Source organism: Boudabousia marimammalium, from assembly GCF_001936115.1.
Classification (GTDB): domain Bacteria; phylum Actinomycetota; class Actinomycetes; order Actinomycetales; family Actinomycetaceae; genus Boudabousia; species Boudabousia marimammalium.
In genome coordinates this window covers 122,137-147,150 of record NZ_MPDM01000004.1, presented here as the reverse complement: position 1 = coordinate 147,150, position 25,014 = coordinate 122,137, and the positions used below count along the sequence as shown (strand labels likewise).

Annotated in this window: 32 protein-coding genes; 27 read left to right on the top strand and 5 right to left on the bottom strand. The window is 53.4% G+C overall.

The genetic code is table 11. The features are described from left to right. From BM477_RS04865 to BM477_RS04770, 22 genes are all read left to right on the top strand, one after another. Complete coding sequence (locus tag BM477_RS04865) at positions 1-336, top strand: hypothetical protein (RefSeq protein ID WP_075361544.1); 336 nt, start codon at positions 1-3, stop codon at positions 334-336. A gap of 262 nt (positions 337-598) precedes the next feature. Continuing rightward, on the top strand, positions 599-778 hold the full coding sequence (locus BM477_RS04860) for a hypothetical protein (protein ID WP_075361543.1): 180 nt from the start codon (positions 599-601) through the stop codon (positions 776-778). Next, complete coding sequence (locus tag BM477_RS04855; protein ID WP_075361542.1) at positions 765-1,703, top strand: helix-turn-helix domain-containing protein; 939 nt, start codon at positions 765-767, stop codon at positions 1,701-1,703. Before BM477_RS04860 ends, BM477_RS04855 begins: the two co-directional genes overlap by 14 nt. Beyond that, entirely contained in the window at positions 1,693-1,995 is a 303-nt protein-coding gene (locus BM477_RS08620; protein ID WP_222842280.1) for an HNH endonuclease, read from the top strand. Before BM477_RS04855 ends, BM477_RS08620 begins: the two co-directional genes overlap by 11 nt. 103 nt (positions 1,996-2,098) lie before the next feature. Beyond that, complete coding sequence (locus tag BM477_RS04845; RefSeq protein WP_075361541.1) at positions 2,099-2,449, top strand: hypothetical protein; 351 nt, start codon at positions 2,099-2,101, stop codon at positions 2,447-2,449. After that, positions 2,436-3,878: a hypothetical protein gene (locus BM477_RS04840; RefSeq protein ID WP_143230208.1), complete on the top strand. Its 1,443-nt coding sequence runs from the start codon at positions 2,436-2,438 to the stop codon at positions 3,876-3,878. Before BM477_RS04845 ends, BM477_RS04840 begins: the two co-directional genes overlap by 14 nt. Positions 3,879-4,135: 257 nt before the next feature. Further along, on the top strand, positions 4,136-5,245 hold the full coding sequence (locus BM477_RS04835; protein WP_084543730.1) for a phage portal protein: 1,110 nt from the start codon (positions 4,136-4,138) through the stop codon (positions 5,243-5,245). Beyond that, the gene (locus BM477_RS04830) at positions 5,235-6,791 is read left to right on the top strand and encodes an HK97 family phage prohead protease (RefSeq protein ID WP_075361539.1); all 1,557 of its coding nucleotides are present in this window, start codon (positions 5,235-5,237) and stop codon (positions 6,789-6,791) included. Before BM477_RS04835 ends, BM477_RS04830 begins: the two co-directional genes overlap by 11 nt. A gap of 2 nt (positions 6,792-6,793) precedes the next feature. Further along, on the top strand, positions 6,794-7,105 hold the full coding sequence (locus tag BM477_RS04825) for a hypothetical protein (protein ID WP_075361538.1): 312 nt from the start codon (positions 6,794-6,796) through the stop codon (positions 7,103-7,105). Further along, positions 7,102-7,488, top strand: a complete 387-nt coding sequence (locus tag BM477_RS04820; RefSeq protein ID WP_075361537.1) for a hypothetical protein — start codon at positions 7,102-7,104, stop codon at positions 7,486-7,488. The genes BM477_RS04825 and BM477_RS04820 overlap by 4 nt, the downstream gene beginning before the upstream one ends. A 22-nt stretch (positions 7,489-7,510) precedes the next feature. Further along, positions 7,511-7,924 carry a hypothetical protein gene (locus tag BM477_RS04815; RefSeq protein ID WP_075361536.1) on the top strand — a complete coding sequence of 138 codons (414 nt, stop codon included), beginning with the start codon at positions 7,511-7,513 and terminating at the stop codon, positions 7,922-7,924. Next, complete coding sequence (locus tag BM477_RS04810; protein WP_084543729.1) at positions 7,921-8,325, top strand: hypothetical protein; 405 nt, start codon at positions 7,921-7,923, stop codon at positions 8,323-8,325. The genes BM477_RS04815 and BM477_RS04810 overlap by 4 nt, the downstream gene beginning before the upstream one ends. Then, positions 8,322-8,660 (top strand): hypothetical protein, encoded by a 339-nt coding sequence (locus BM477_RS04805; protein ID WP_075361535.1) that lies wholly within the window; start codon positions 8,322-8,324, stop codon positions 8,658-8,660. Before BM477_RS04810 ends, BM477_RS04805 begins: the two co-directional genes overlap by 4 nt. 134 nt (positions 8,661-8,794) lie before the next feature. Continuing rightward, complete coding sequence (locus BM477_RS04800) at positions 8,795-10,909, top strand: phage tail protein (RefSeq protein ID WP_075361534.1); 2,115 nt, start codon at positions 8,795-8,797, stop codon at positions 10,907-10,909. Beyond that, the gene (locus BM477_RS04795; RefSeq protein WP_075361533.1) at positions 10,909-12,450 is read left to right on the top strand and encodes a hypothetical protein; all 1,542 of its coding nucleotides are present in this window, start codon (positions 10,909-10,911) and stop codon (positions 12,448-12,450) included. The genes BM477_RS04800 and BM477_RS04795 overlap by 1 nt, the downstream gene beginning before the upstream one ends. Position 12,451: 1 nt before the next feature. Further along, positions 12,452-12,799 carry a hypothetical protein gene (locus BM477_RS04790; RefSeq protein ID WP_075361532.1) on the top strand — a complete coding sequence of 116 codons (348 nt, stop codon included), beginning with the start codon at positions 12,452-12,454 and terminating at the stop codon, positions 12,797-12,799. Between the two features lie 13 nt (positions 12,800-12,812). Beyond that, entirely contained in the window at positions 12,813-12,959 is a 147-nt protein-coding gene (locus tag BM477_RS08360; protein ID WP_158024363.1) for a hypothetical protein, read from the top strand. Then, complete coding sequence (locus BM477_RS04785) at positions 12,956-13,711, top strand: hypothetical protein (protein ID WP_075361531.1); 756 nt, start codon at positions 12,956-12,958, stop codon at positions 13,709-13,711. The genes BM477_RS08360 and BM477_RS04785 overlap by 4 nt, the downstream gene beginning before the upstream one ends. Before the next feature lie 4 nt (positions 13,712-13,715). Next, positions 13,716-13,964, top strand: coding sequence for a phage holin (locus tag BM477_RS04780; RefSeq protein WP_075361530.1), 249 nt, complete (start codon positions 13,716-13,718; stop codon positions 13,962-13,964). Continuing rightward, complete coding sequence (locus BM477_RS04775) at positions 13,957-14,262, top strand: hypothetical protein (protein WP_075361529.1); 306 nt, start codon at positions 13,957-13,959, stop codon at positions 14,260-14,262. Before BM477_RS04780 ends, BM477_RS04775 begins: the two co-directional genes overlap by 8 nt. Before the next feature lie 293 nt (positions 14,263-14,555). Continuing rightward, the gene (locus BM477_RS08355; protein ID WP_158024361.1) at positions 14,556-14,711 is read left to right on the top strand and encodes a hypothetical protein; all 156 of its coding nucleotides are present in this window, start codon (positions 14,556-14,558) and stop codon (positions 14,709-14,711) included. After that, positions 14,701-14,916 (top strand): helix-turn-helix transcriptional regulator, encoded by a 216-nt coding sequence (locus tag BM477_RS04770; RefSeq protein WP_075361528.1) that lies wholly within the window; start codon positions 14,701-14,703, stop codon positions 14,914-14,916. Before BM477_RS08355 ends, BM477_RS04770 begins: the two co-directional genes overlap by 11 nt. A 1-nt stretch (position 14,917) precedes the next feature. Here BM477_RS04770 and BM477_RS04765 read toward each other — a convergent pair whose 3' ends face one another. Together BM477_RS04765 and BM477_RS04760 are read right to left on the bottom strand one after the other, a co-directional pair. Further along, positions 14,918-15,670 carry a tyrosine-type recombinase/integrase gene (locus tag BM477_RS04765; protein ID WP_187337397.1) on the bottom strand — a complete coding sequence of 251 codons (753 nt, stop codon included), beginning with the start codon at positions 15,668-15,670 and terminating at the stop codon, positions 14,918-14,920. A gap of 189 nt (positions 15,671-15,859) precedes the next feature. Then, positions 15,860-17,074 carry a hypothetical protein gene (locus tag BM477_RS04760; RefSeq protein WP_158024359.1) on the bottom strand — a complete coding sequence of 405 codons (1,215 nt, stop codon included), beginning with the start codon at positions 17,072-17,074 and terminating at the stop codon, positions 15,860-15,862. 67 nt (positions 17,075-17,141) lie between these two features. Between BM477_RS04760 and BM477_RS04755 the strand changes: the two genes are divergently transcribed. From BM477_RS04755 to infB, 4 genes are all read left to right on the top strand, one after another. Further along, positions 17,142-17,606: a ribosome maturation factor RimP gene (locus BM477_RS04755; RefSeq protein ID WP_084543727.1), complete on the top strand. Its 465-nt coding sequence runs from the start codon at positions 17,142-17,144 to the stop codon at positions 17,604-17,606. Positions 17,607-17,608: 2 nt separating this feature from the next. After that, a complete protein-coding gene (gene nusA, locus BM477_RS04750; protein WP_075361525.1) occupies positions 17,609-18,619 on the top strand; it encodes a transcription termination factor NusA in 1,011 nt (336 codons plus the stop codon). Between the two features lie 84 nt (positions 18,620-18,703). Further along, positions 18,704-19,063: a YlxR family protein gene (locus BM477_RS04745; protein WP_084543726.1), complete on the top strand. Its 360-nt coding sequence runs from the start codon at positions 18,704-18,706 to the stop codon at positions 19,061-19,063. Between the two features lie 59 nt (positions 19,064-19,122). Beyond that, positions 19,123-21,969, top strand: coding sequence for a translation initiation factor IF-2 (infB, locus tag BM477_RS04740; RefSeq protein WP_075361524.1), 2,847 nt, complete (start codon positions 19,123-19,125; stop codon positions 21,967-21,969). Between the two features lie 91 nt (positions 21,970-22,060). On the opposite strand, the gene BM477_RS04735 is transcribed toward infB, so the two are convergent. Beyond that, positions 22,061-22,612: an NUDIX hydrolase gene (locus BM477_RS04735; RefSeq protein WP_075361523.1), complete on the bottom strand. Its 552-nt coding sequence runs from the start codon at positions 22,610-22,612 to the stop codon at positions 22,061-22,063. 19 nt (positions 22,613-22,631) lie between these two features. Next, complete coding sequence (gene gluQRS / locus BM477_RS04730; protein ID WP_075361522.1) at positions 22,632-23,600, bottom strand: tRNA glutamyl-Q(34) synthetase GluQRS; 969 nt, start codon at positions 23,598-23,600, stop codon at positions 22,632-22,634. 259 nt (positions 23,601-23,859) lie between these two features. Between gluQRS and BM477_RS04725 the strand changes: the two genes are divergently transcribed. Then, positions 23,860-24,300: a Dps family protein gene (locus BM477_RS04725; RefSeq protein WP_075361521.1), complete on the top strand. Its 441-nt coding sequence runs from the start codon at positions 23,860-23,862 to the stop codon at positions 24,298-24,300. Between the two features lie 50 nt (positions 24,301-24,350). On the opposite strand, the gene BM477_RS04720 is transcribed toward BM477_RS04725, so the two are convergent. Beyond that, positions 24,351-24,992, bottom strand: a complete 642-nt coding sequence (locus BM477_RS04720; RefSeq protein WP_084543724.1) for a biotin transporter BioY — start codon at positions 24,990-24,992, stop codon at positions 24,351-24,353. Positions 24,993-25,014: the final 22 nt, after the last annotated feature.

Here is a 25,014-nt window from a genome sequence, read left to right as displayed (position 1 = left end):
ATGACCACTGAAACTGAGTTTATTGCCCTGCTTTGCCAGATTGGTGAGGGAGCTAGTCACGAGAAACTGACTGAGGAACTAGCTAACGTTACTGCCCGCGTGGTGGAGACGGGTAACGAAGGTGTTATTACTTACCAGTTGAAAGTTAAACCCGGTGATGTTTCTGGCACTCTTTTGTTCCAAGACAAAATCAGCGTGAAGCTTCCTGCTTTGAACAGTGAATCAAAACTCATGTTCACGAACGCAGCTGGTGAGCTATTTGACCATGATCCACGGCAGGGAGAGCTCTTTATTACGGGCCCTGACAACGTGCGCAGGATGGAAACGCAGAAATGAATGAGCGTCAGCGCCGGCCTTACGCATCTGAGTTAGCACTTGCTAAAGAAGTGGATGACCTTTGTCAGATACTATGAGTCTGCTCTTTAGAAACGCGCCATGCCCGCCATGAACTGGCTCGGTTTATAGCTCAAGGAACTTACTTTAATCCACTGTTGAAAGACAAAGCAGTACTTCTCGGTAACGAGATTACTCGTTTGAATACCGAGCTGAAGAATCTGCTGCTGGATTGGAAAGTCTTGAATGAAGGGAACACAGAATAATGCGCCCAAACGTTACTGGAATCATCATCTGGCTCTGTGCTTTGCTGTCATTTATCGGTCTGATCGTGGCAGCGGCATTTGGTGAGTTAGTCTGGCTAGCCATTAATGGCGCTGCCTATGTCGCTTCTACCAGTGCTCTCAATGACCTGATTAGGGAGAATCGTCATGGCAAATCGTAGAAAGCCTACGGCTGCATGGCGTTGTGACGCGCTACTGAATCAGCTGTCTAAGCGTGGCTGGGGAGAACTAGCAGGCGGGAAGTGGCAGGGCCAAAGAACCGTGCTCACAGTCCTGGCTAACTCGTTCCCCTACGGTAGAGCAGAAGGCAGAATCACAGCCACCCAGATTGCTGATAAGGCTGGCCTATCAGAGAGATGGGTGCGCCGCCTGCTTCAGGAGATGGAACAGCTAGGACTCATAGCATGGCGCAGGGGCGGCATTCTTCGAGGTAAACCATCTACTTCGTTCATTCAGATAGTGAAATCCAAGATAGTTGAGTTAATCAACTTTGCGACTATCCAGCACGACGCTGCCATAGCGCTACGCAGAGCCAGATTCGCTATGAGACTTGCAGGCGTCCGGAAGACCACTAACGCGGTTGAACCGACCGTGGGAATCAAAAAACAAGACTACAAATACGTCGGTCATTCCCATGCGGAACTAGATTCTAGCCTTCCTTACCAAGGTAAAGGGACTACCCGCCTTAGCGGGGTAGTCGACCGTACCGTGATTGAAGATTCCGCTGAAGAAATACCACTAAAGGAGCTATTTACCATGATGGAACATCGTTATCGCAGCAACTGTGACTGCACCACCTGCTCTTACTGGAGAAAGAGCCAAGAACACAGAGAAGAACTCAAACGCAAACAAGAAGAAGAACGTAAACGAGAGCTAGAAGAACGCCTGGCACGCCAGAAAGCAGAAGAAGAACAATCACTGCAAGACCATGCAGCCATGCTCAAAGCCCGCTATCCGCATCTAGCTACTTCAAAGGAAAGGGCTCTAGCTTGGATGAGCGAACAATCAGCAGCCGCTAAAGCCCGCGCTAAAGCCCGCGCTAAAGCTGAAGAAGAAAGGAGAAAGGAACTCGCACTTGCCTTCTAAATCAGCTAGCTGGGCTAACGCAGCAACTATCAAGAAACTAGCGGAGCTAGTCACAGCCACTTACGGCTGGACATGCTGGCTCTGTGGGGACCGCATCGACCCCGCGCTGTCAAGACGCAGCCGATACGGTCTAACAATAGATCACGTGATAGCTAGGTCTGATGGCGGCAGTGACGCCTTAACAAACCTACGACCAGCACACAACGAATGTAATAGTCGCCGGCAGAATCGCCCGCCCTCTGTGATTAGACCGGCCGAGACAAATGGCAACTGGGCTGGTTTTTTCTCATAGACAATCAACAGATGACCCCGCCCCCCGTCTTTTTATCCCCCCGAACCCATATAAAACGGGCCGGAAACGGCACGATACCAATAAAAAAAAGAAGTGAAACGCTATGGAACAGTTAGAACTATTTGAGTTAGAAGCGGCTAAGCCTGATGCCACCCCCATGGAGAAGCACGCGCGTAACTATCTTGAGACTCTACGTGGTCAAGGACTGATTCAGGCCCATCATGAGCTACGTTGCGCTATGATCGTCGAGCTATCACGCGCGGTAGGAGAGGGACTAGCCCAGGGCAAGAAAACTATCGCTACAACCAACCTTGCTAAGCAGCTCAATGACATGCTAGCTGACATGCCGCAACCGCTAGCCCAGGGCAATAAGACTTTAGATGCTCTAGCTATCACCTTAGAGAACCTATCCCACGCTGCTTTCCAACAGGTCATGACAAATGCCCAGCAGTGAAGCAGCAGGAGCTAAATACGCAACCAAGCGTAACTTCTCACGACCAACGCGCGGGGAATGTGTCGATGCGGTGGCCCGCGCTTTGCTCGGTGGAGCGTTGATGCCATGGCAGCGTTACGTAGCTGACGTGGCTATGGAGCTAGATGTCAATAACCCCGGCGCATACCAGTATCAGACGGTGGTGGTCACGGTGCCACGGCAGGCAGGTAAGTCCCACCTCTCACGCGCTGTCATGATTGATAGGCTGCTCTCTTATAACGACCACACCATCGTAATGACGGCTCAGACTGGTAAAGACGCTCGTAAATCGTGGAAGAAGATGGTTAAAGCCCTAGGAGCAGACCGCAAAGAGAATGAAAGCTATTTCCACGCACTCCAAGGTCAGGGCTCCGAAGTGCTGGAATACCTGCCCAGAGAGTCCACAGTTTCCCCATTCGCCCCAACCCCTAAAAGCGTTCACGGCGACACCGTTCACCTGGCACATATTGATGAAGCGTGGGCATTTGACGAGATAGCAGGTGAGGCCCTGAAAGTTGCTATCAACCCTACCCAGCTCACTGTGCTGGATTCGCAGCTTTGGATTGTCTCAACGCGCGGGACAGGCAGGTCAGCATACTTGAATAAACTCATTGACGAGGGCCGCGCATCAGTGGATGATCCTAACTCTCGAATAGCATACTTCGAATGGAGCGCTGACGAAGTAGCAGCAGACAAAGACCCATACGGGCGCGAGACTCTTGCTTTTCATCCAGCCATTGGGCACACGCAGACTTATGAGAAGATTCTGGCTCTAGGTCAATCAGAAAATCTTGGAAGCTGGCGGCGCTCCTATCTGAATCTGCCGGCAATGAATGAACGCGACAGCCTTATCGACCTAGGAATCTGGGCTGGCCTTACGGCTGATCCACGGCCAGAAATGCCCGCCTTCGATAAGGTAACCTTCGCGTGGGATGTCGCTGCCGATGGCGGCGCAGCTAGCCTAGCTGCAGCATGGCCAGTAACCACCCCTGATGGCACGGTGATCTACGGCGAAATCATGAAAGTAACACCAGGAACAAACTGGGTCATCCCGGCACTGGCCAAGCTGCATGCATCTGGATCCACAAGATTCTACTCTGATGATTCAGGACCCAACCGCACACTTAACCAGGCCGTAAGTGATGCAGGAATCTCTTTTGAAACTCTCACCAGCCGCGATTACGCTACAGCCTGCCAGATGATTTTCGACAAAGCCAAAAAAGGCAACATCATGCACAACGGTAGCGATAGCGTCGTGCGTGACCTCCAAGCCGTCGCTATTAGATCCATAGGCGGGACTATGGCCTTCAGCATCGAGAAATCAGATGGCCCGATTCAGTCTCTACGTGCTCTAGCTATCGCTATGTGGGCCGCCGCTACAAAGAAAGAAATAGGTGTGCAAGCATGGTAAGCCGCAGGCCAGAGCCCACCCACCCGAAAGGGTACGCGCTCGACGAAGGAGCAACCACGATAGCTATCTGCTACCGCTGTGAATGGCGCTCACTACCGTATCGGAAAAGCAACGAAGCCATGAAAGAGTTAGCCAGGCACGAAGCAGAAAGACATCCAGGCGTTTACGCAGTCAGAGATGCTTGGAGACAGCGCGTGACACGCCGCCGCAGACCTTAATGACTTCGAATCGTCCAAGGGCTGCCACACCCTTGAGCCATGAGCAGATTAGCGACTTTAGCAACGAGGTTAGGACTCGTAGAGCAGCGTGCAGCATACGACGCTGACGGCCACAGCCCAGCCCCAATCTTTCCTGCCCGCCGCAGCCGCAGCATCGACCAACCACTCTCTCTATCCTCAGTCTTTCGAGCAATCATGCTCTTACAAACCGCTGTCGGACAAATCGACTTTGATTGTTGGCGTAATGGGGAAACTATTCCTACATTCGCACTTATCGACGAACCCCGGGCAGGCGTGAGCCGTAGCCGATTTAACAAGCTGACCGCAAACTCTCTAGCCCAGCGCGGTGAAGCTTTCTGGCTGATTACACGCCGCCGCTCCGACAACGTGCCCACAGCCTTAGACGTGTTAAACCCCCTAGAAGTGGGAATCTTGACCGATAAAGCCGGTGAAGTAACAGGCTACTCATGGCGCGGCCAGAAGCTAACCAAGTTTGACATTCGCCATCTAAAACTAGCCAGCCAGCCTGGTCAACAGCGAGGAATCGGCCCATTACAGGCATGTTCTAACACGGTGCAAGGAGCGTTGGAACTTCGTGAATACGCTGATAACTGGCTGGACAAAGGTAGTATTCCTCCCGCTATCTTCTCAACTGACCAAGTGTTGAACCCAGACCAGGCGAAAGAATACAAAGAACGAATCACTAAGGCAGCAGGATATAACCGTGGCCCGCTAGTACTCGGTGCAGGAATGAAGTACACGCCGGTACTGCTCACTCCTGAAGAAATGCAGTGGATAGAAGCGCAGAACGCTAACACGGTAGAAATCGCCCGGATGTTTGGTATCCCAGCCCACCTCATGATGATTGCCCTAGATCAAGGCGGCACCTACTCCAACCAGGAACAGCAAGACATTGCTTTCGTGAGATTCACCCTCATGGCATACCTCACCGAGATTGAAGACGCCTACACGAGTCTGCTGCCGCGTGGCACGGTGGCCAGAGCAAACATTGATGGCTTTTTACGAACTGATACCAAGACCAGGTATGAAGCGCACGAGATTGGCCTGCGAGCTCAGTTTCTCACCGTTGCAGAAGTTCGCGAAATCGAAAAACTACCAGCACTAGGAGACACACCCAATGAGTCTTGAATACCGCGCTGCAGCAACGGCAGCCCCTAAAGACGAATCACGAGAGTTTGACGCGCTAGCTGTCCCTTTCGATTCTGAGACACGACTTTACCCATGGTTATACGAGCGATTTGCGCCGGGTTCTGTGACTGTCGCAGACTCAGCCCCGATTCTTTACTGCCATGACGAACCTATTGGGCGTATCACCTCATGGGAATCACGAGAAGATGGCCTATGGATTACCGGGAAACTCTCGACCACCCAGCGCGCAGCCGAAACACTAACGCTACTCAAAGATGAAGTGCTCTCCAAGTGTTCAATCGGCTTCGAGGCTGGCAAATACACCGAAGAATACGACGAAGACGACAACCTTCACATCACACACATGTCTGACGTGATAGTTCGTGAAGTCTCTCTGGTGCCAGTACCCGCTTATCCAGACACAACTGTTACCAATATCCGCTCCAAGGCAAAAGAACCCAATGAAAGGAATGCCCCCATGGATGATCCAAAGATTCAAAAAGAGCTAGAGACACAGCGCTCTGCTCTTGACAAGCTGGCGCTGCAGATGGAACAGCTTGCCGCCAATTCTGCTTCCGGGCAGGAAGAGAAGCACCCGCTCTCACAATTCCGCTCTTTCGGCGCCTACGTGCGAGCAGTCGCAGCAGGTGAAGAACGAGCCACTGAAGCGCTCCGAGATTTCGAGGGTACAACCTCGGAAATCTCTATCGCCCGGCCCATCTGGGTAGAACGTCTACAGGCAGACATGGAAAAGAAACAGAAGCTTACAAACCTGTTCACCCATTCTGCTGATCTACCAGCTACCGGAATGACCTTCGAATACGTCCAGGAACACGAAGACGAGCTGGCAGTGGCTAAGCAGACCAAAGAAGGCGACACCCTCCCTCACGGCAAGCTAGTCAAAGACACCATCAAATCAGTCTCTGTTGAAACCTATGGCGGTTACACCACGATGAGCAAGCAGGCCATCCAGCGTGCCAGCGAATCACTCGTCTCTGACAACTTCGAGCGTATGGCACGCCGCTACGCTCTAGCAATCGAGAAGGCGACAAAGGCACTAGTCGCATCCACTTACACTACCGCTGTCACGAACCCGATGGCTACCATCGATAACCTTGCCCAGGCTACGCCCGTTACCTGGGTTGACACCATGCTCACCGCAGTTGAGTCTTTCGACGATACTCCCTACAACCTGGACGCACTGCTGGTATCACGCGAAGTCTTTATGAGCCTGTTCGCATTGAAGGAGCACAAGTCAGCACTCCAGATCACGGAATCACCTACTGACAAGCTAGGCACCCTGACTATCTCAGTACCGAAAGCTGAGCTAGCGGGCGTGCCCGTTATCTGGACTCCATCGCTAACCGGCAAGAAGGCAGCCGCCGTATCTCGCTCTGCTATCCGAGTAAAGGAATCCGCTGGAGCCCCGTGGCGTCTCCAAGACGAGAACGTGGCCGACCTTACCGGCGTATTCTCCGTCTACGGTTATGCCGCTCACTACGTGCCAGTGCCAGCCGCGTTCAAAGCCATCAAGATTACCCAGTAATCATGGAAGATATTCAAGCAGCAGAGTTCGCTGCGTGGATTGGCGCTCCGGGGGAATCGTCCCCCGGAGTCCAAGACGCGCTCCAAACCGCTACCGAGCTTTTGAAAAAGCACATTGGAGAATCAGACATCCCTGCTCCTGTTTACAAGCACGCTGTACTCACCGTGGCATCCGACCTCTATCACAGAAAAGACGCACCCGGTGGAGTGCTTGCACCAATGTCTGACATGGGAGCAACAGTACGGCTCGCTCGTGATCCGCTCACCCCGGTCTATGCGACTTTAGCCCCCTTTATCGGAGCTGGTATTGCATGAACCCAATCACTACCGCGCGGGAAACAATCGCGGCAGCACTTAGCAACCTACCGGCCACTGTCTATACGACAGACCCGCGCCGGCCTAATGTGCCCGCGATAATCGTCCATTCCGACGGGATGGAATCAGAGCCAGAGAGTTTCGCGCACCCCTACGCTTGGCGATTCCGCATCCGCATCATCCACCGAGCTTCAGAAACTGCCCACAACGCTCTTGACAAGCTGGCATGGGAATGTTTCGAAAAACTCACGGAAATGGACGAAATCGCGGAAATCGAAGGCATTAGCGCCCCATACACACTAGTGATTTCCGATAACCAGGCATACCCCGCTATCGACATCATCGTCACCTACAACCTCGAGTTGTTCGGAAATTCCGAATAACTGACTTTTAAGGAGAACAATAATGGCAGCCCCTAAACGCATTTTCGGTACCGGTCTGAAACTAAAAATCGGCACCACCGACTTCTACGACAACACTGTGGAGTGGACACTGGAATCTTCACCCGCAGATTCTGATCTACAAACATTCGCAGACGTGGCCAATGGCGGCTCTAACGACTGGGCGCTGAAAATCAAGGCCGTACAGTCAACTGACCCGTCAAGCCTAATGATGTACCTTTTCGACCATGCCGGCGAAGAAGCGGCCTACGAGGTAGCACCCCACGGCAACGCTACAGCGACGGCTACCCAACCTCACTTCAAAGGCACAGGCACCCTACCTGACGTTTCGCGAATCGGTGGAGCGGCAGGCAAGAAAGCCTACGAGTTCGAAGTGGAAATGGCACTCACTGGCAAGCCGGCAAAGGTTACTCAGTGACCGAGCAAAGACTGACTGAGGGTGCGGTTCGACTGAAGGTCACCGGTCTTAACCGCACCCTCAGACAACTCGAACAAGCAGGAGCCGCCGCTGGTGACATGAAAGACCTCATGCACCAAATCGGTGAAAGCGTAATCGAGCGGGCCCGCCCCGCGGTCCCCCGAGGAAAGAGCGGGAAACTTGCCCGCAGCTTACGCGCAGGCCGCGGCAAAACAAAAGCTGTAGTCAGAGCAGGCGGCGCCAGAGTGCCCTACGCCGGTGTAATCCACTATGGCTGGCCCGCGCACCACATTCGCCCGCAGCCGTTCTACCTAACAGCTATGCAGGCAGCACAGACACAAATCCTTGACCAGCTGAATCAAGGTATTAGCGACCTACTAGAAAAGGCAGATTTGAAATGAACAAGAAAGCACAAGAAACCGAAGAAGTTACCGCTCTCGACGAATTCGAAGCGAATATAACCATCGGTGAAGTCGAGACTATCGCCGAGTTCCTAGGCGACCTTGACCCTGAAGACCTCAACACTGCCCAGCAGATGGCGCTAACTGCCATCACTGCCGCAAGCCGTCTAGGACACACCCTCTCTGTAGAGGACGCGCGCACTTTACAAATGAAAGACGTCGAGCGAATCATTGCCGCCGCCGATAAAGTCCCCGCACCTAAGCGTTCCGCAGCCGCAGCCGCACTGATGGAGTCTCTACCCCCCATTGAGGACAAATCAGTCCTGGGAAAATAAGGACCCGCCACGCGCGGGCAAAAGCTGAATTTGTTCTCGCTACCGGTATCCCGCCAGGTGAATACGCTGCATTAACCCTGCGAGAGCACGACACTTTCCTAACTGTAATAAACGAGATTAACGAGGAGTAAGACATGGCCGGCCAGAAAGTCATCGTCTCTGTATTAGCTGAAACGAAGCAGTTTAAGCGCGCCATGGGAAACCTTGGTAAGCAATCTGGCCTGTCAGGTCTTGCCGCGCGCGGCAAAAAAGCCGCTCACCAGTTAAAGATAGGCGCTACAGTAGTCGCCGCAGCAGTAGCTGGAACCACAGCCGCTCTGATCCATGCCGGCGAAGAAGCAGGAACGTCAAATACTCGGATTAAGAACATCACCGAGTCTATGAACTTATTCGCCGGCAGGACAGACGCTGTAGCTAATCGCCTGGTGAAATACGCTGACGCGCAAGCTAGAGCTTACGGCGTGGACCAGAACGTTATTAAACAAACTCAAGCTAAGCTGCTTACCTTCGGGGAGCTAGCTAAGACTGCTGATAAGGTAGGCGGCAACTTCGACCGTGCCACGCAAGCAGCCATTGATCTAGCTGCAGCAGGCTTTGGAACAGCTGAAGCTAACGCCGTCCAGTTAGGTAAAGCACTTAATGACCCTGTCAAAGGACTAGCAAGCCTTTCAAAATCTGGCGTGACCTTCACTGAGCAAGAGAAACAGAGAATCGCAACGCTAGTCGAATCTAACAAGATGGGAGAAGCACAATCGCTCGTATTAGCCGCGATTGAGAAGCAAGTAGGGGGAACAGCAAAAGCAACCGCGAACTGGACTGATCGTATAAAAGTTATGGGTAGCCAGATGGTTGAATACTTTGGCTTGAAGACGATGCCACTACTTGACTATTTGGGCCCTAAGTTTGAAGAGCTAATCCCCAAAGTCCAAGCTTTCATTGACAACGCCATCTTGAGACTTCAGCCAGCTTGGGAAAGCTTCAGCACCTGGATGACCAGCACCGGCCTACCTGCACTACAGGCCGCAGGAGCATGGATTAAGACTAATCTCTCTCCAGTAGTTAAAGAGCTAGCAGACTTCCTTCAAGGAACGCTCTTGCCCGCTTTGAAAGACTTTGGCACCTTTATAGCTACCTCGGTAGTTCCAACCGTCGCAGACTTTACAAAACTGCTAATAGACAACCGAGAGACTATCAAGAAACTCGCCATCCCAGTGATTGCCATAGTAGCTGCTTGGAAAGCCTACAAGACGGCGTTAGCAGCCGTCGCTGTAGCCCAAGCAGGTTACGCGCTGATTATGGGTAAAGCCAGTACTCTCATGACTATCTGGAACGGAGTCACAAAGGCCGCAGCCATAGCTCAACACCTGCTCAACGTAGCGTTAACAGCTAATCCTATCGGATTAGTAATCGCTGCCATCGCCGCGCTAGTCGCTGGCTTTGTCCTGCTCTACAACAACAGTGAGACAGTCAGAAACGGGGTCCAAGCCGCGTGGGCCGGTATGAAAGCCGCTGCTGAAGTCGTAGTCAACTTTTATCAGACGTATGTCGCGCCTGTGCTGAGCAAAGTCTGGGCCGGAATAAAGACTGTGGTCAGCACCTATATCAACGTTGTTCTAGTAGTTATCCGAACCGTGCTCAACATGATTAAAGCTGTCTGGAATGGAGACTGGGCCCAAGTCGGCCGCATTCTCACCGCTGCATGGAATGCCTTCAAATACGCTGCAGCATCCGGCTTGCAAGGCATCGTCGGGGTAGTTCGCCAGCTTCCCAGCAAAATCATGTCAGGGATAGGCAATATTGGAAATCTTCTCTATGGTGTAGGTAAAAGCGTTATCCAAGGCTTCATCAATGGTATCAAGAACATGTTTGGATACGTGAGGAGCACTCTAGGCAAACTCACTGACATGCTGCCTAGCTGGAAAGGGCCAGCCGATAAAGACAAGCGCCTGCTCACCCCTGCCGGCGAGATGATTATGAAGTCTTTAGTTGCTGGCTTTACCAAAACAAGCCCACAAGTTAAGCAGGCGCTGAACCGTCTAACCCAAGACATCGCAGATTACAGCGGCCCGATGCTTAAAGCGCAGCTGCAGCTAGAACCCACGGCGCTTCACCGTAATGCTCACTCACGTCTAAACTCTCCAAAAAACGTCACTTATAACATCACCGTTACCACGTGGAGAGCCGACGCCCAGACCGGTCAAGAAATCGTTCGAGCTATCAAGGCTTACGAGAAAGTAGGTGGAAGGTAATGTCATTCCAGCAAGTAGAATCTATCAGGACAGAAGACTTCGACGCTGCAGTCACCGTATCTGGAGATTGGTGGCACCTCACGGCTCATGGCGATCAGCCCATTCTGCTTAACCCTGTCGGCTTCACTCCTTACACTCTCTATGAGCTTACAGTGAGAGTTGGAACATCTAGCTCAAATAAGACCATCACGCTTCGTCATGGCGAGATGACATTTAAGTTGCCACGATATAGCTCACACACCATCACGCTTCACTACGACGGTAGCCCAATAGAGTTATTAGGGGCTGATTCGCTGCATTGGCACGCGCCTTCCTCCAAGGTTAAGCGCTTCGTCGCCGCTGAGGAAGGTACCCCGGCCAGTCAAATCTCTGTAGAAATGGAAATCTACAACCTATACGACGCCTTCGCTCTCAATAGCAGCCGTCTTGATGACGCGACCTTAGACGCAGCCCCAATCCCTGCTAACACCATCGTCTTAGACAGCGAATCCGCCATTCTCAACACCTACCGGCTTCTAGATCGCGCGACCGAATGGAAGTTTGTCCCGGTAATGGACGGCATGAGTCAGGTAAAAGTCACTCGTGGAGTTGAAGTCGAAGGAGCTGCCCTCGCCGCGCAGATAGGAACTGCCACTTTCGTTATTCCGAAAGCTCGTGACCCTCGTAGCATGAGAATTACTAAAGGCGTAGAAGTAAGAATAGTCAACTTTAAGCTCCGAAAGGTTTTGTTTACAGGGAAAATAGAATCCGTCCAGATTTCCCCGGTTAAAGAAACCGGCTACAACACCGTTACTATCACAGCCCATGACAGAGTCGCAGAGCTGGCCAGCATAGCCAGGTATGGCAACGTTACTGACGAAAAGGAACTGCCTGAAGATAGAATAAGACGCCTACTGGCTCCTCACGAGATTCCTTACCTTTTAGAAGAGAGCTTCAACCCTAATAATCTGTTCCTGACGCGGACCGTCTACGAATCCAGCTTAGTTCAGCACCTGGATTTAGTAGCTAACTCGCTTTCGAGCCCGTGGTATATTCGAGCGGATAATGCCGTGATTTTCACCGGGGATTCCAACGCCACCGACCCTTTGTTTAAGCTATCGGACCGTGTGAACCCATCCTTTATTGAAGCAGATGCCACGTGGCAGTCAAGCGAAATTTCCACGGCAATTAAAGTAACCAATCTCAAAGCGCTGCTTAACGAAGACGCCGAATGGAACGCTTACGAAGAAACCTACACCGCGTTAGATCCAAAGGGACGTTGGAAAGCTTGGGGGATGAAGACTACAGAAGTCACAACGAACCTCTATGCAGGTGCTGCCGCTTTAGCGCAGCGTCTAGCACAGAAGGCAGCTGACGCTATGCAGCTCCGCGAAGTGACTATCGATAGCCTGAATAACCCTGAGCTGGCTTCAACGGAGCTTATGACACGGATTGACACAGAATTTCGGGGCGAAAATCAAATCGCTACCATCACCGGAATCATTCACACTATTCGTCCAGATTTTTGGCATACGACATTCACACTAACAAGGATCAGATAATATGCACACATTCTCACCAGGCGCGATTTTAAAAGCTGAACAGTTAAACGGAAACTTTGCTGAGCTGGAAAAAGTCGCTAAACCCATAATCCTCAAGCGCCCAGTCACAGTGAACTACAGTGCCGGTCAAGAAGATTATTGGGATTTGAACCTGACAAAAGCCGGATTCACCTCAACCCCCATCATTTCTGTCACCACCCATACGGTAGGCCGCTCTCATATCACAGCTACACCTGTCGCTGTGACACCAAATGGGGCTCGGATTGAGGTTAAAGCTCATCGAGCTTACACCGGGACGCTCGAAATTTTCGCAATCTGTTATGACCCGTCAACTGTTATCGATCAATAAGGAGAAGAAAGTAATGGAACAAGAAAACCTCACGGTGGAAGATCCCACCGCTCAGGATGAACTGGTTAATGAAGACTCAGACGCAGGAACTGAATTTCCTGAAGACCAGGAACTAAGTGACATCCTTCCTGAACTAGATGATAAGGAGACTGCAGAATGAACGCCGGAGATAAACTGCTGAACGTCGCTAAAGCAGACGTTGGATATTCTTCATCCTCGACCCATTCTAAATTCAACACCTGGTATGGAATGAATGGATACTGGTGCGCGATGGCACTTAGCTACTGGGCCTCAGTCGCGGGTATCCTCGGAACTGTAGTCCCTAAGCATGCCTATACGCCAAGCGGCGCTAACTGGTATAAACAAAAAGGTCGATGGCATAATGGCGCGAGTGGCCTTAAACGTGGCGATTCTGTCTACTTCAGTTTTGGCGGCAAACGCATTGACCACGTCGGCATTTTCGTAGGCTGGAACCGCGGACGAATCGTCACCTTAGATGGCAACACCGGTAGTGTAAACGGCAGATCTGGCGGCCAGGTAAAATACGCTACCCGATCCCCGCGCTACGTTGTAGGGTATGGCTCGAATCAAATCTCGCTGCCAGACCCTAAGCCAGCTGTTAAGCCGGCCGCAAAGCCGGCACTCAAACCGCCTGCCGCAGATGTGAAGAGCCTTGCTCTCCGGGTGTGGGCCGGGGAATTTGGGGACGGCGCTACGCGCCGCGCCAAGCTGGGAGCCCAATATGACGCAGTCCAAGCGCGAGTCACTTACCTTTACCGGCTTGCCCGCGACTCTTCCACAAGTGAGCTAGTGCGCCTGACCAAGCTAGGAGTATTCGGGAACGACCCCGCTCGCAGCGCCATTCTTGGGAATCGCCGCAACGAAGTCCAACGAATCATTAACAGGAGATGATCTTATGAAGTTTCCAAAACGCTCTCAGAGCCATAATCACGCTCCATCACCGCAGCCCCTCTCCTGGCTAACCCCCAACATTCGTAGATGGGCCTATTCCGTCATTACTGCTGTAGTGCCTTTGCTGATCGTCTACGGTGTGCTAGATCAGCAGACCGCGCCGCTCTGGATTGCGCTGGCCGCATCCGTTCTTGGTACAGCTACGGCCGCCGCTCACACACCAAGGGATGGTGATCTATCCGGTGATGTCTAGTACTCTCCCTGAATTAATCTCAGGCGTCGGAATGTTCCTCTCGGCCGTGGCCGTGGTCCTTTCCAACCGTGCTGCGAATAACAGTAATAAGGCGGTGAATCAGCTAGGTACTGTAACTGCTTCTATTGAGCCTAATCACGGCTCAAGTGTGAAAGATTCGCTAAATCGGATTGAGGACATGCAACGAGCACAAGGCCATCAAATCGGAGAAATTCGCCGCGACCTAGCCAATCACATCAGCAGTCAAGGCGGAATAAATGAAGATCATGCCGCTAGGCTACGCAAAGCGGGCATGTGACACGCCACTCACTCTATAGGTTGCTATCAATCTATAGTGTGGGTATAATAGTAACTGTTGAAGGGGAAACCCGGAAACAATAAAACCCCCCGGGTAGGCCGGGGGGTAACGGAAAGGAAAGATAATGTTGATTCTGTCGATCATCATTGCTCTTCCTGGCTCCATTCTAGCAAGCTTACAGCTTGTTGACTACATCAAAGACAAAATGTCAAAGAAGTAGCTGAAGCCGGGAAGCCCCGACCCCTCACACGAGGGGTCGGGGTCCTCTCCGCACTTTTCAACAGGAGTTAGCCATGAAAAAACTCGCACTAGGACTCTCAGCAACAGGGGCCGCTCTCGCCGCAGCTATCGCCTATAGGCAAGACTCATACCTCGCGGCAGGTACGCTATCCCTCATGACCGCGATTATGGTTGCCGCCCTCGTGGTAGGACAGAAGAATGCCAACTAGATATCTAGCCGCAGCGGCAGTAGCGCGACGACTCGGCTTGTCCGTAAATACTATCTCAGGGTATATCCAAAAAGGCATGCTCCCACCCCCTGACGCCGTGATATCTGCGCAAAAAGGTCGTGACATGTCAGTGTGGCTGCCCGAAACAATCGACGAATGGCAAGCCAACCGCCCGCGCGTCAAGCGGCAATCAGGTATCAGTTAGTCTAGGCGCTCGCCGCTCTCGCCGCTCTCGCCGCGTTTAATAGCGCGTCTTGAGGCTCTAACACATATCTTTGGGTAGTCTCCGGCCTTGAGTGCCCTAGCAACTTGCCAACCGCTAATAAGTCTCTAGTCCCAGCATAAGCGGCCGTCGCATAACGGTGTCTGAGAGTATGAGCCGTCCATTTACCCGGCAAAGCGTTAGAGATAATCCGATTCACTCGATCCGCGGAAAGATGGCCGTCAATCTTTCCCGGAAATAGGAACTCTTCCAGTAAATCCAGCGTAGTAGTGAGTCTTTCGTCCAAAATCGGCACCAGCCGCCGTTTACCACCCTTACCATGGACAAGTAGCATTTGGCCGTCCCAATCATCGCCGTGCACCACCGCTATCTCACAGCAGCGCAAGCCGCCGTACCTAGCTAACAGAATCATCTGCCTAGTACGCAACGGCGCACGATTCAAAGCCCGCTCAGTGATATTATCCGGCGCGGGACGCGGTACACCCTGAGGCACCCTCACAGTATCTAAGTGCCCCGCTACATCTCTCGTAATGCCTTGTCTGAACGTCCACCCGAAAAACACTACTGCCACGCTTCTAGCACTTTTACGTGTCTCAGGCGACCACTCAGGATTAGCGAGGGTGTGCTCGATGGCCTCCACCGTCATTAACGCGGGAGCTGGAGCATGGCGGGCAAACTGCTTGATGTAATGAGCATGGAGGCGAATAGTGCCCTTAGACCGTCCTAGAGATTGCAAGTGAACTACGTACCGACCAAGAACAGTTTTCCATGTATTAACCATGGTCAAGTCTAAGCCGCCAAACGCAAAACGCGCGTTTTAGACCGATAATCGGACGGTTGCAGGTTCGAGTCCTGCCGCGGGAGCAGATTAAAGCCTCGGGCAGTTGCCCGAGGCTTTATTTGTGTTTCTGATTATGCGGGGGAGTTACTTGACTGCTGGAGCTAGTGAGTCAAGAATCACAGCTCCTTTCCCCAGTGCTACCGCAGTCGCAATCGCTTGGTCGAAATCTGCGGCTCTCTGTGTTCGCAGTTCCATCTCCTTCACTGGGGTCGCCCCAAACTGCTTGAGATCAAATGCTGCCAGGGAACGCAGAACATAGGCTATTTGCCCATCGGTACCTTCAGTCCCTGCTAACGCTTCAGGGAGCGGATAAGAGAGCGTGAGCTCCATCTGAGCGCCCTCAGCTTCCAGTTTGTCAATCCGCTCTTCCAGCAGTTTAAGCTGCTTATCTAAAGCAGCTAAAGCCTGAGCACTCGGCTTATCTTTTCGGGCTAACAAAGTCTGTAGCGTCCACCAGCTTTGATGCAGGAACTGCATTTGTTCATCAACGCTGACCAGCTCAGGCTTGGGGTCGGTATCTCGGGCAAGCTCCCGGGCGTCATCGCGTACCTGCAGGTAGGTTAGATAGCCCGCAGCAGGGCTTTCAGGTGAAGTCTCTGGGGAAGTTACGTAGGGGGAGGAGATGGGAAGCTGAGCTTCAGTCAGTTCGCGCGCCTTATCGTGAACCGGCAGTAGTGTCTGGTAATCAACCGGCTTTCCTTTGCCCAAGTCAGGGAGGGGAACCGCGTTGATGCCAGCTGCTGAAGCGAACTGGCTGGCTATCAGCTGCAGGCGCCACTGCTGAATCTTGAGGTTCGTTGCCAGCGGAGAATACGAAGCCACCAAAGCTAAATCACGGTCGGCTGCAGCCGCCTCCATCATGCTCATCGCTACTGCCGTTGGAGAGTCCTTGGGCAGTTGCGGGTCACGAAGCCGCTCATTCTCTGGCTTCTCCAAGTTACCTTCCCAGATTCCGCCCAGCTGCTGCACCACACTAGAGAGATTCCCGCAGGTCCTTTGTGCTGGGCCGGCCTGTTCTGGCGGCAAAGCAGAGGTCACCTCCGCACAGTTTTGATTCAATTGCACGCCCGTACGCACCACTACTTCACGAATCTGCGTATTGCGTCCCAACTGGGTGAGCGGGTCGCCACTGGTCTCAAACCGAAGAGTTGAGCAACCGGATAAAGACAATGCAAGTACCGTCAGACCCGTCATTAACGGCAGGGTGGCGAGGCGTCCTCGTCCTCGCCGTCCCTGAGGTGGCAAGGGGTCATTCTCCCGCTGATCTGAACGCGGAGAGGGGAAAATATTGAACGGCACTAAGTTTGATAACACCCTTTGATTATCTCACGGGTACAATATTTGGTACAGAACCGAGGAGGGAATTTTGAAAAAGAGTGTGGAGGATATCACTCAGCACCTAAACCAGTCTCTTGCTGAGCTTGAACTGATGGTGGAGAAACTTACCATTACCAAGGGTAAGAACCCGCTAGTGATTGTTGATGTCGATAAAATCGATGGACCCGGCTCGGTTCCTGGGACTCTCGTTGAGACGGCCAGCCGCCTGATTTCTCAGGAGATGGACGAATTAGATCCGCTTCCTACCGCCTACACTCTGGAGGTCGGTACACCCGGAGCAGAACGAGAACTGATTACTCCGCGGCACTACCGGAGAACCCTTGGGCGACTGGTCAAAATAAAGACAAAAACCGAAGGTAGAGTATCCGGTCGACTAATTGAGGTAACAGATACCCAGATTACTGTCGAAGCTTCAGGCAAGGAACGGCAGATACCGTTAGAATCTATTCTGTCGGCCCGTAGTCGGGTCGATTTGTCGCAAACGGAGGAGTGATTATGGAAATCGATATGCAGGCCTTGCGGATGGTTGAATCCGAGAAGGGTGTTTCCATGGACACTCTGCTGGACGCCATCAAGGTAGCTCTCTTGAAGGCTTACCACAATATGCCTGGCGCTATCCGTGACGCGCGTGTGGAGATTGATCCAAAAACCGGCGCAATCGCTGTAATGGCAAGCGAAATTGATGAAGATGGCACCGTGATTGGCGAGTTCGACGACACCCCGAATGGTTTCGGCCGGATCGCTACCGCGACGGCTCGCTCCGTTATCGTGCAGCGTTTGCGTGAGGCCGAGGATGATGAGGTCCTCGGTGCTTTCAAAGACAAGGCAGGCACAGTCGTCTCTGGCATCATCCAGCAGGGGCGTGACCCGCGCGTGTTGAAGGTAGACATCGGTGATTTTGAAGCTGTTCTCCCCGAATCTGAGCAGGTGCCAGGAGAGAAACTGCGCCACGGGGATTGGGTACGCGCCTATGTGGTGGAAGTGGCTCGCACTGAACGTGGCCCGCGTATTCTGCTGTCTCGCACCCACCCTGGCTTGGTCAAGGGCGTCTTCGCTCGCGAAGTTCCTGAGATTGAAAACGGTGACGTGATTATTGAATCCGTCGCCCGTGAGGCCGGACACCGCTCTAAGATTGCGGTTCGTTCCGCTACGAAAGGTGTGAACGCTAAGGGCTCATGTATTGGCCCAATGGGTCAGCGTGTGCGTGCGGTGATGAATGAACTGAACGGTGAAAAGATTGATATTGTGGATTTCTCCACAGATCCCGCCGTTTATATTCCCAATGCGCTTTCTCCTGCCAAGGTATCTTCCATCGAAATCGTTGACGCGAAGGAGCAGATTGCCCGCGTCGTCGTGCCGGATTTCCAGCTTTCTTTGGCGATCGGTAAAGAAGGACAGAATGCTCGCCTAGCGGCCCGTCTGACCGGCTGGAAGATCGATATCCACGCCGATACTGAGAATCTGGGTGCAGATGATCAGTCGGCAGAAGAGTCCGAAAGCAACTGAGCTGGCGTCGCTGATCCGAAACGCCGAATCTGAAGACGTGAGTTTTCCCTCGAAAATAGGCATTTTCAAGGTGAAGGCAGTAGTATGAGTAGTGACATAGCCCTAGCTAGTGGCATGCCCGCACGGATGTGTGTGGGCTGTCGGCAGGCAGATGGCGTTAGCCGACTGCTTAGACTGGTTGTCCATGATGGTGTACTAATCGTAGATCGAAAGCGGACACTACCGGGTCGGGGAGCGTGGATACATCCTCGCCTTGAATGTGTCGCCAAGGCCGAGAAGCAAAGAGCCTTCTTGAGAGCATTTCGACTATCACAGTTGGAAGTTCGGGCCGGAGTTTTTGAAGAGATTTTAGGAACTCCTTCCGGTTCGCAAAGTGCGGGCCGCTGCGTAGCAGATGAAAGCGGGTTGGAAGCTGATGGGCACCCGATGAGTACCCAGCGATGAGCTGCCAGCAATATTAATCATCCATCCTGTTTTGGGATGGATTCCAGAACAGGAGAAACGTGGCCAAGTTGCGTGTCCACGAGCTCGCGAAAGAGCTCGGAATTAGCAGTAAAGAACTGCTTCAAGTATTAAAAGACAATGGCGAATTCGTCAAGTCTGCGTCCTCAAGCATTGAAGCCCCAGTAGCGCGCCGGATGCGCGATATTGTAGGGGCTAAGAGCTCAGATGCAAAGAAGAGCGAAAAGAAACCGGCCCCTGCCAGCTCAGCTAAGCAGGCCGAAGCCGGCACCGGTGAAGTACCGAAAGCCGCTCCCAAACCTAAGCGCGCTCCTAAGCCGAGTGCGCAGACCCCCAAACCTGCGGCTAAGGCTGAGAAGAAGCCCGAGAGTAAGCCTGGAAATAAGGCTGAAAGCGCCCCGAAGAAGCCGGCTCCGGCCGCACCTTCGGCGACCCCGAAGCCTGCTAAGGCTCCTAAAGCAACACCTAAGCCAGTGTCAAAGCCGAAGTCTCCCACGCCCGGTGAGGCTGCGCCTCGCCCAGGTAATAACCCCTTCGCGCAGTCGCAGGGGATGCCTCGACCCGGAGGCACTGGCGGGCCCCGTCCGGGCCCGCGCCCAGGCAACAATCCTTTCGCCCAGAATCAGGGTATGCCGCGTCCCGGAGGCCGTTCCGGCCAGGGTCGTCCCGGTGGACGGCCCGGACAGGGCCAGGGTCGACCTAGTGCTCGTCCCGCTGGTGCACGCGGTGGCAATCCTGCTGCAGCCGGAGAAGAGCGTCGTGGATCTGGACCTCGTCCGAATCCGAATATGATGCCTGGACAGTCCCCGCAGGCACGCGCCGGTGACGCCCCCGCAGGTAAGGGCCGCCCCGGAGGCGGCCGTGGTCGTGGTGGCTTCGGTGGCGGTCCCGGCGGTGGACAGAACGGCCCCGGTGGCGGTCCTCGCGGCGGCTTTGCCGGTCGCGGTGGACGTGGCTCCACGCAAGGTGCTTTTGGTCGCAGTGGTGGCCCGCGTCGAGGCAAGAAGTCGAAACGCGCACGCAAGGCAGAGTTTGAAGAGCAAAATGCTCCGCTCATCGGCGGCGTCAAGGTTCCCCGTGGCGACGGATCCACTCCGTTGCGGATTCGTTCTGGTGCCTCGCTAGCTGATTTTGCGGAAAAGATTAACGTCAACCCCGCAGCATTGGTTACCGTACTGATGTCTCTCGGTGAGATGGCTACCGCCACTCAGTCCCTTGACCAGGAAACTTTCGAGGCCCTCGGTATAGAACTAGGTTACGATGTGCAGATTGTTTCCCCAGAGGATGAGGATCGTGAACTCCTCGAATCCTTCGACATCGACCTCGAAGCTGAAGAGCTCGAAACCGATGACTCTGAGTTGCAGAGCCGTCCTCCGGTAGTTACCGTCATGGGTCACGTCGACCACGGTAAAACTAAACTGCTGGACGCAATCCGTCACACCGACGTAGTTGCCGGAGAATCCGGTGGTATCACCCAGCATATTGGTGCATACCAGGTGCGGGTTGCCCACGAGGGCGACTCCCGCGCCATCACCTTCATTGATACGCCCGGTCACGAAGCCTTCACAGCTATGCGTGCCCGTGGTGCGAAGGTCACCGATATTGCCATTTTGGTGGTTGCGGCAGATGACGGCGTTATGCCCCAGACCGTGGAAGCTATCAACCACGCACAGTCGGCGAATGTGCCGATTGTGGTTGCGGTAAACAAGGTGGATAAGCCGGATTCGAACCCTGACAAGATCAGGGCACAGCTAACCGAATACAACTTGGTGGCTGAAGAATACGGTGGCGACGTAATGTTTGTTGACGTTTCTGCTAAGGAACGCATGAATATCGACAAGCTACTGGAAGCAGTCCTATTGACCGCTGACGCGGAGCTAGAACTGAAGGCTAACCCCGACAGTGACGCCCGCGGCGTAGCGATTGAAGCCAACCTCGATAAGGGGCGAGGCTCGGTTGTGACCGCCCTCGTGGAGCGCGGTACCTTGCGAGTCGGTGACGCCATGGTGGCAGGACAAGCCTACGGCCGCGTCCGCGCCATGTTCGATGAGCACGGCAAGTCCGTCACAGAGGCAGGACCGGCCCGTCCCGTGCAGGTACTGGGTCTGACCTCAGTGCCACGCGCAGGCGATTCCTTCCTGATTGCACCAGATGATCGCACCGCACGTCAGATTGCTGACAAGCGTGCCGCAGCTGAGCGTGCTGCCCAGCTGGCGAAGCGTCGCAAGCGTATCAGCTTGGAAGACTTCGATGAGGCTCTCAAGCAGGGCAAGGTTGACACCTTGAACCTGATTATTAAGGGTGACGTCTCCGGTGCTGTGGAAGCTTTGGAAGACTCCCTCAATAAGATTGATGTGGGCGAAGAAGTTCAGTTGCGAATCATTCACCGCGGTGTTGGCGCGATTACCCAAAACGATGTCAACCTGGCTACCGTGGATAACGCCATCATTTTGGGCTTCAACGTTAGGCCCGCTGAGCGTGTCGGTGAAATGGCTGACCGCGAAGGCGTAGAAATCAAGTACTACTCTGTCATCTACTCTGCGATTGAAGACGTAGAGAACGCGATGAAGGGTATGCTCAAGCCAATCTATGAGGAAGTCGCTCTAGGTACCGCGGAAATCCGTCAGGTATTCCGCTCCTCCAAGTTCGGCAACATTGCCGGCTCGATTGTTCGTAGTGGCACCATTCGCCGTAACAGCCATGCTCGGTTGGTGCGCGATGGCGTAGTTGTTGCGGAGAACTTGAAGATAGAATCCTTGCGTCGCGAAAAGGACGATGTCACTGAGGTCCGGGAGGGCTTCGAATGTGGTATCGGTCTGGGCGCAAAGGACATCAAGGAAGGCGACATCATTGAGACCTGGGAGATGCGTGAAAAGGCTCGCGACTGAGCTAGCTCATAGTCTCTGAGCAGACGCCAAATAAAACGCCGGCGGGAATGCATAGCAGTGTTCCCGCCGGCGTTTTATCTGTGCGCTGCTTTTAGTTCGCTCCTTCCACCACATGTTCAAACTGTTCAGGAAGAGGCCGGAGCAGACGATCAGGAAGAAAACTAGGGAAGACTACCTTATCTGAGAGAGCAGCAAAATCCAGCCATTCTAAGGTCTCACCGGAAGGTAAATCCAATCCACGCTCAGACCCAGACTTGGTTTCATGAATCTTCGCGTCTACTCGAGTGCGTTCCTCTTGGGTCAACTCATGCAAATAGAACAAGTTAATCTCATGGCAGCGCAAATCCGACTCTGATAGCTGATCTTGATAAAAGACTTCATAAAGGAAAACTAAACGAGAGTGGCGAAGCGTGAGCCCAGTTTCTTCCCGTACCTCCCGCGCCACCGCTTCCAAACTACTTTCCCCATGACGGACGGCGCCGCCCACCGTGTAGTAGAAATCGTGCACCAAATTATGAACCAATAAGATCTGTTGAGCATGAATGAGTAGGGCCGCCGAACGTAGGCGGAAAGAATCCGCACCGCCCACCGCCGCTTCCTCCCACACTAAATCCAAGCTCTGATGGCTGTTTTGCTTCGGCACGGTCACACCAACTTTACAATCATGCGTGAGCTAACTGGGGCGGATCAAAAATCACGGGACCGTTATTAACCGTTTCCCAAGAAATCTGACGGGCCACCTCAGGGAGAGTCAAGCCTGTGGCGCCCTCGGCACCCTCGACACCCAAACTGCTCGCAATCCACGCCAAAACCTGGTCTGCACCCCAGCCCAGCCCTGCCAAGTCACGCATAGAGACGGCGCCATCACGTTTCGCCAGGCGCTCTCCGGCAGGGTTCAGGACGAGGGGGACATGCGCGTAAGTCACCGGTGGCAGCCCCAAAAGGCTAGCCAGATAAGCCTGACGCGGAGAAGAGGAAAGTAAATCATCACCGCGGCAGACCTGATCAATTCCTTGGAAGGCATCATCAATGACCACAGCTAGGTTGTACGCTATGACGCCATCCCCGCGGCGAATCACCACGTCATCCACCGGGCCGGTGAAAGCACCCGCGAACTGGTCCTGCACAGTAAACTCACTCACTTCACTGCGCAGGCGTAAGGAAGGGGAGCGGCCCTGCTCGGAAAGCACGACACGTCGGGTAGCCCGTTCCTCATCGGTTAAATTACGACAGGTGCCCGGATAGGTGCCCGGCAAAATATGAGGGGCCGAAGTGGCCTCGCGAATATCCTTCCGGGAGCAGTAACACTCATAGACCAACCCCTGCTGTGATAGCTGCTCAATCGCATCCTCATAGACGGCAATCCTTGAATCTTGATAGACCACCGGCTGGTCCCAAGCCAGGCCCAGCGCCGCTAAATCAGCTAACTGCCCATCTGCGCTGCCGGCCCGAACGCGGTCCAGATTCTCTACCCGCAGCTTAAAGTCTCGCCCGCTCAAATGGGCTAAAGACCAGGCGATCACTGCGGTGCGCAGGTTCCCCAGATGCAAATCCCCAGTAGGCGAGGGTGCATATCGTCCGGCTCCACCAGCAGAGTTGATAGGAATGAAAGATGAGGGAGTAGCAGTCATGTCTGCTAGTTTACAAAGCTTCGTTTAGATGCCAAAAATCTGGCTGGGTAAGGCAAAACTTAGCCTTTTAGCTTACCTTATGCAAAGCACTAAGTTAACCCTAATTCTTTTTGGGCAGAATCGTTGCTATGATGCGGAAAAGTCCCAATTATGCGGGAGGTCTTTCCGTGTCGCCTTTCATTCTGTCGGGAATATGTCTAGGATGAAATTGTTCATATATTTAGAGCCCCAAAAAGATTGGGGAGAAGAGGTGAAGATTATGTCTGAGAATCTAGTTAAAGAAGCATTGCAGCAGGGTCTAGTTGACCTGACCGAACTATCCTTGCAGGCTAAGCAGGCTCACTGGAACATCCAGGGCGCTGGCTTCCAGTCCCTACACGAGTTCCTAGACGGCGTTGTTGATGAGGCACGTACCGATTTGGACGAGTTCGCAGAGCGCCTGGCCGCTATCGGGTTGGTCTCCGATGGTCGTTCCGCCACCGTGTCTAGTACCACCACCTTGCAGCCGATGCCCGAGGGTGTCATTGACGTTCCCGACGGCTACAAGCTGATTGAGGCCGCCCTAGCACAGACCGCTGACACCATGAAGAAGTACATCAAGCAGATTGATGCCTCTGACCCGTTGAGTGCTGACCTGCTGATTGCAACCGCACGTGAGCTGGAAAAGAAGGCTTGGATGCTTCGCATGTACTCCAAGTAAACTTGCGTTTCATAGTTTTGGGCCCAGCGACTTCGCTGGGCCCAAAACTATTACCGAGAGAATCTGGCCACCAGCGACCAAGCCGCCGGTGAAAGCACAGCTGCCAAAACACATTTCACAGCGTCGCCCGGCACAAAAACTCCTGCTCCGATCCACCAGATTGCGACCGCGGAGACATCAGCTCCAGAGAAATGTAGCACCAGCGCCAAATAGGGCACTCCAAAAGCGTAAATCAATAGAGACGCTGAGCAGTACATTAATAAGGCCTTGCCACTGTAGCGATCCCACCCTCGTTCAGAAAACCAACCCACTAACGCTGCCGCCGCCACAAAGCCCAGCAGGTAGCCAAAGCTTGGGCGCAACACCATCAACGGTCCACCGGCGAAGTTAGCGAACCAAGGCATTCCAGCTAAACCCGCGAAAAGATAAAACAGGACGGTAGCCGCTGCACGTTTAGCACCCAGAGCCACCCCCAACACCATCACTACGAAGGTCTGGCCGGTAATCGGTACCACCCCAATATTCCAACTTAACTGAGCGGAAATCCCCAACAGAGCCGCTCCCACCAATGCCAGTGAGAAAGTATTCAAGCGGGTGTCGGAGAGTTTCTCCAAGAGAACGGGAAACCGGGGCGCAAATGAAGACAGAGGAGGAATTGCCACGGAAGTTTCCGGGCGAGAGGTTTGAAACATGAAAGCTCCTTAAAAATATTGA

Bases quoted from the DNA above. Each gene is read 5' to 3' on its own strand.
- BM477_RS04835 (WP_084543730.1), top strand. From the start codon at position 4,136: ATGAGCAGATTAGCGACTTTAGCAACGAGGTTAGGACTCGTAGAGCAG.
- nusA (WP_075361525.1), top strand. From the start codon at position 17,609: ATGGAAATCGATATGCAGGCCTTGCGGATGGTTGAATCCGAGAAGGGT.
- BM477_RS04840 (WP_143230208.1), top strand. From the start codon at position 2,436: ATGCCCAGCAGTGAAGCAGCAGGAGCTAAATACGCAACCAAGCGTAAC.
- BM477_RS04775 (WP_075361529.1), top strand. From the start codon at position 13,957: ATGTCTAGTACTCTCCCTGAATTAATCTCAGGCGTCGGAATGTTCCTC.
- BM477_RS04790 (WP_075361532.1), top strand. From the start codon at position 12,452: ATGCACACATTCTCACCAGGCGCGATTTTAAAAGCTGAACAGTTAAAC.
- BM477_RS04725 (WP_075361521.1), top strand. From the start codon at position 23,860: ATGTCTGAGAATCTAGTTAAAGAAGCATTGCAGCAGGGTCTAGTTGAC.
- BM477_RS04770 (WP_075361528.1), top strand. From the start codon at position 14,701: ATGCCAACTAGATATCTAGCCGCAGCGGCAGTAGCGCGACGACTCGGC.
- BM477_RS04795 (WP_075361533.1), top strand. From the start codon at position 10,909: ATGTCATTCCAGCAAGTAGAATCTATCAGGACAGAAGACTTCGACGCT.
- BM477_RS04745 (WP_084543726.1), top strand. From the start codon at position 18,704: ATGAGTAGTGACATAGCCCTAGCTAGTGGCATGCCCGCACGGATGTGT.
- BM477_RS04855 (WP_075361542.1), top strand. From the start codon at position 765: ATGGCAAATCGTAGAAAGCCTACGGCTGCATGGCGTTGTGACGCGCTA.
- BM477_RS08355 (WP_158024361.1), top strand. From the start codon at position 14,556: ATGAAAAAACTCGCACTAGGACTCTCAGCAACAGGGGCCGCTCTCGCC.
- BM477_RS04800 (WP_075361534.1), top strand. From the start codon at position 8,795: ATGGCCGGCCAGAAAGTCATCGTCTCTGTATTAGCTGAAACGAAGCAG.
- BM477_RS04820 (WP_075361537.1), top strand. From the start codon at position 7,102: ATGAACCCAATCACTACCGCGCGGGAAACAATCGCGGCAGCACTTAGC.
- gluQRS (WP_075361522.1), bottom strand. From the start codon at position 23,600: ATGACTGCTACTCCCTCATCTTTCATTCCTATCAACTCTGCTGGTGGA.
- BM477_RS04805 (WP_075361535.1), top strand. From the start codon at position 8,322: ATGAACAAGAAAGCACAAGAAACCGAAGAAGTTACCGCTCTCGACGAA.
- BM477_RS04825 (WP_075361538.1), top strand. From the start codon at position 6,794: ATGGAAGATATTCAAGCAGCAGAGTTCGCTGCGTGGATTGGCGCTCCG.
- BM477_RS04860 (WP_075361543.1), top strand. From the start codon at position 599: ATGCGCCCAAACGTTACTGGAATCATCATCTGGCTCTGTGCTTTGCTG.
- BM477_RS08360 (WP_158024363.1), top strand. From the start codon at position 12,813: ATGGAACAAGAAAACCTCACGGTGGAAGATCCCACCGCTCAGGATGAA.
- BM477_RS04830 (WP_075361539.1), top strand. From the start codon at position 5,235: ATGAGTCTTGAATACCGCGCTGCAGCAACGGCAGCCCCTAAAGACGAA.
- BM477_RS04865 (WP_075361544.1), top strand. From the start codon at position 1: ATGACCACTGAAACTGAGTTTATTGCCCTGCTTTGCCAGATTGGTGAG.
- BM477_RS04845 (WP_075361541.1), top strand. From the start codon at position 2,099: ATGGAACAGTTAGAACTATTTGAGTTAGAAGCGGCTAAGCCTGATGCC.
- BM477_RS04815 (WP_075361536.1), top strand. From the start codon at position 7,511: ATGGCAGCCCCTAAACGCATTTTCGGTACCGGTCTGAAACTAAAAATC.
- BM477_RS04780 (WP_075361530.1), top strand. From the start codon at position 13,716: ATGAAGTTTCCAAAACGCTCTCAGAGCCATAATCACGCTCCATCACCG.
- BM477_RS04785 (WP_075361531.1), top strand. From the start codon at position 12,956: ATGAACGCCGGAGATAAACTGCTGAACGTCGCTAAAGCAGACGTTGGA.
- BM477_RS04720 (WP_084543724.1), bottom strand. From the start codon at position 24,992: ATGTTTCAAACCTCTCGCCCGGAAACTTCCGTGGCAATTCCTCCTCTG.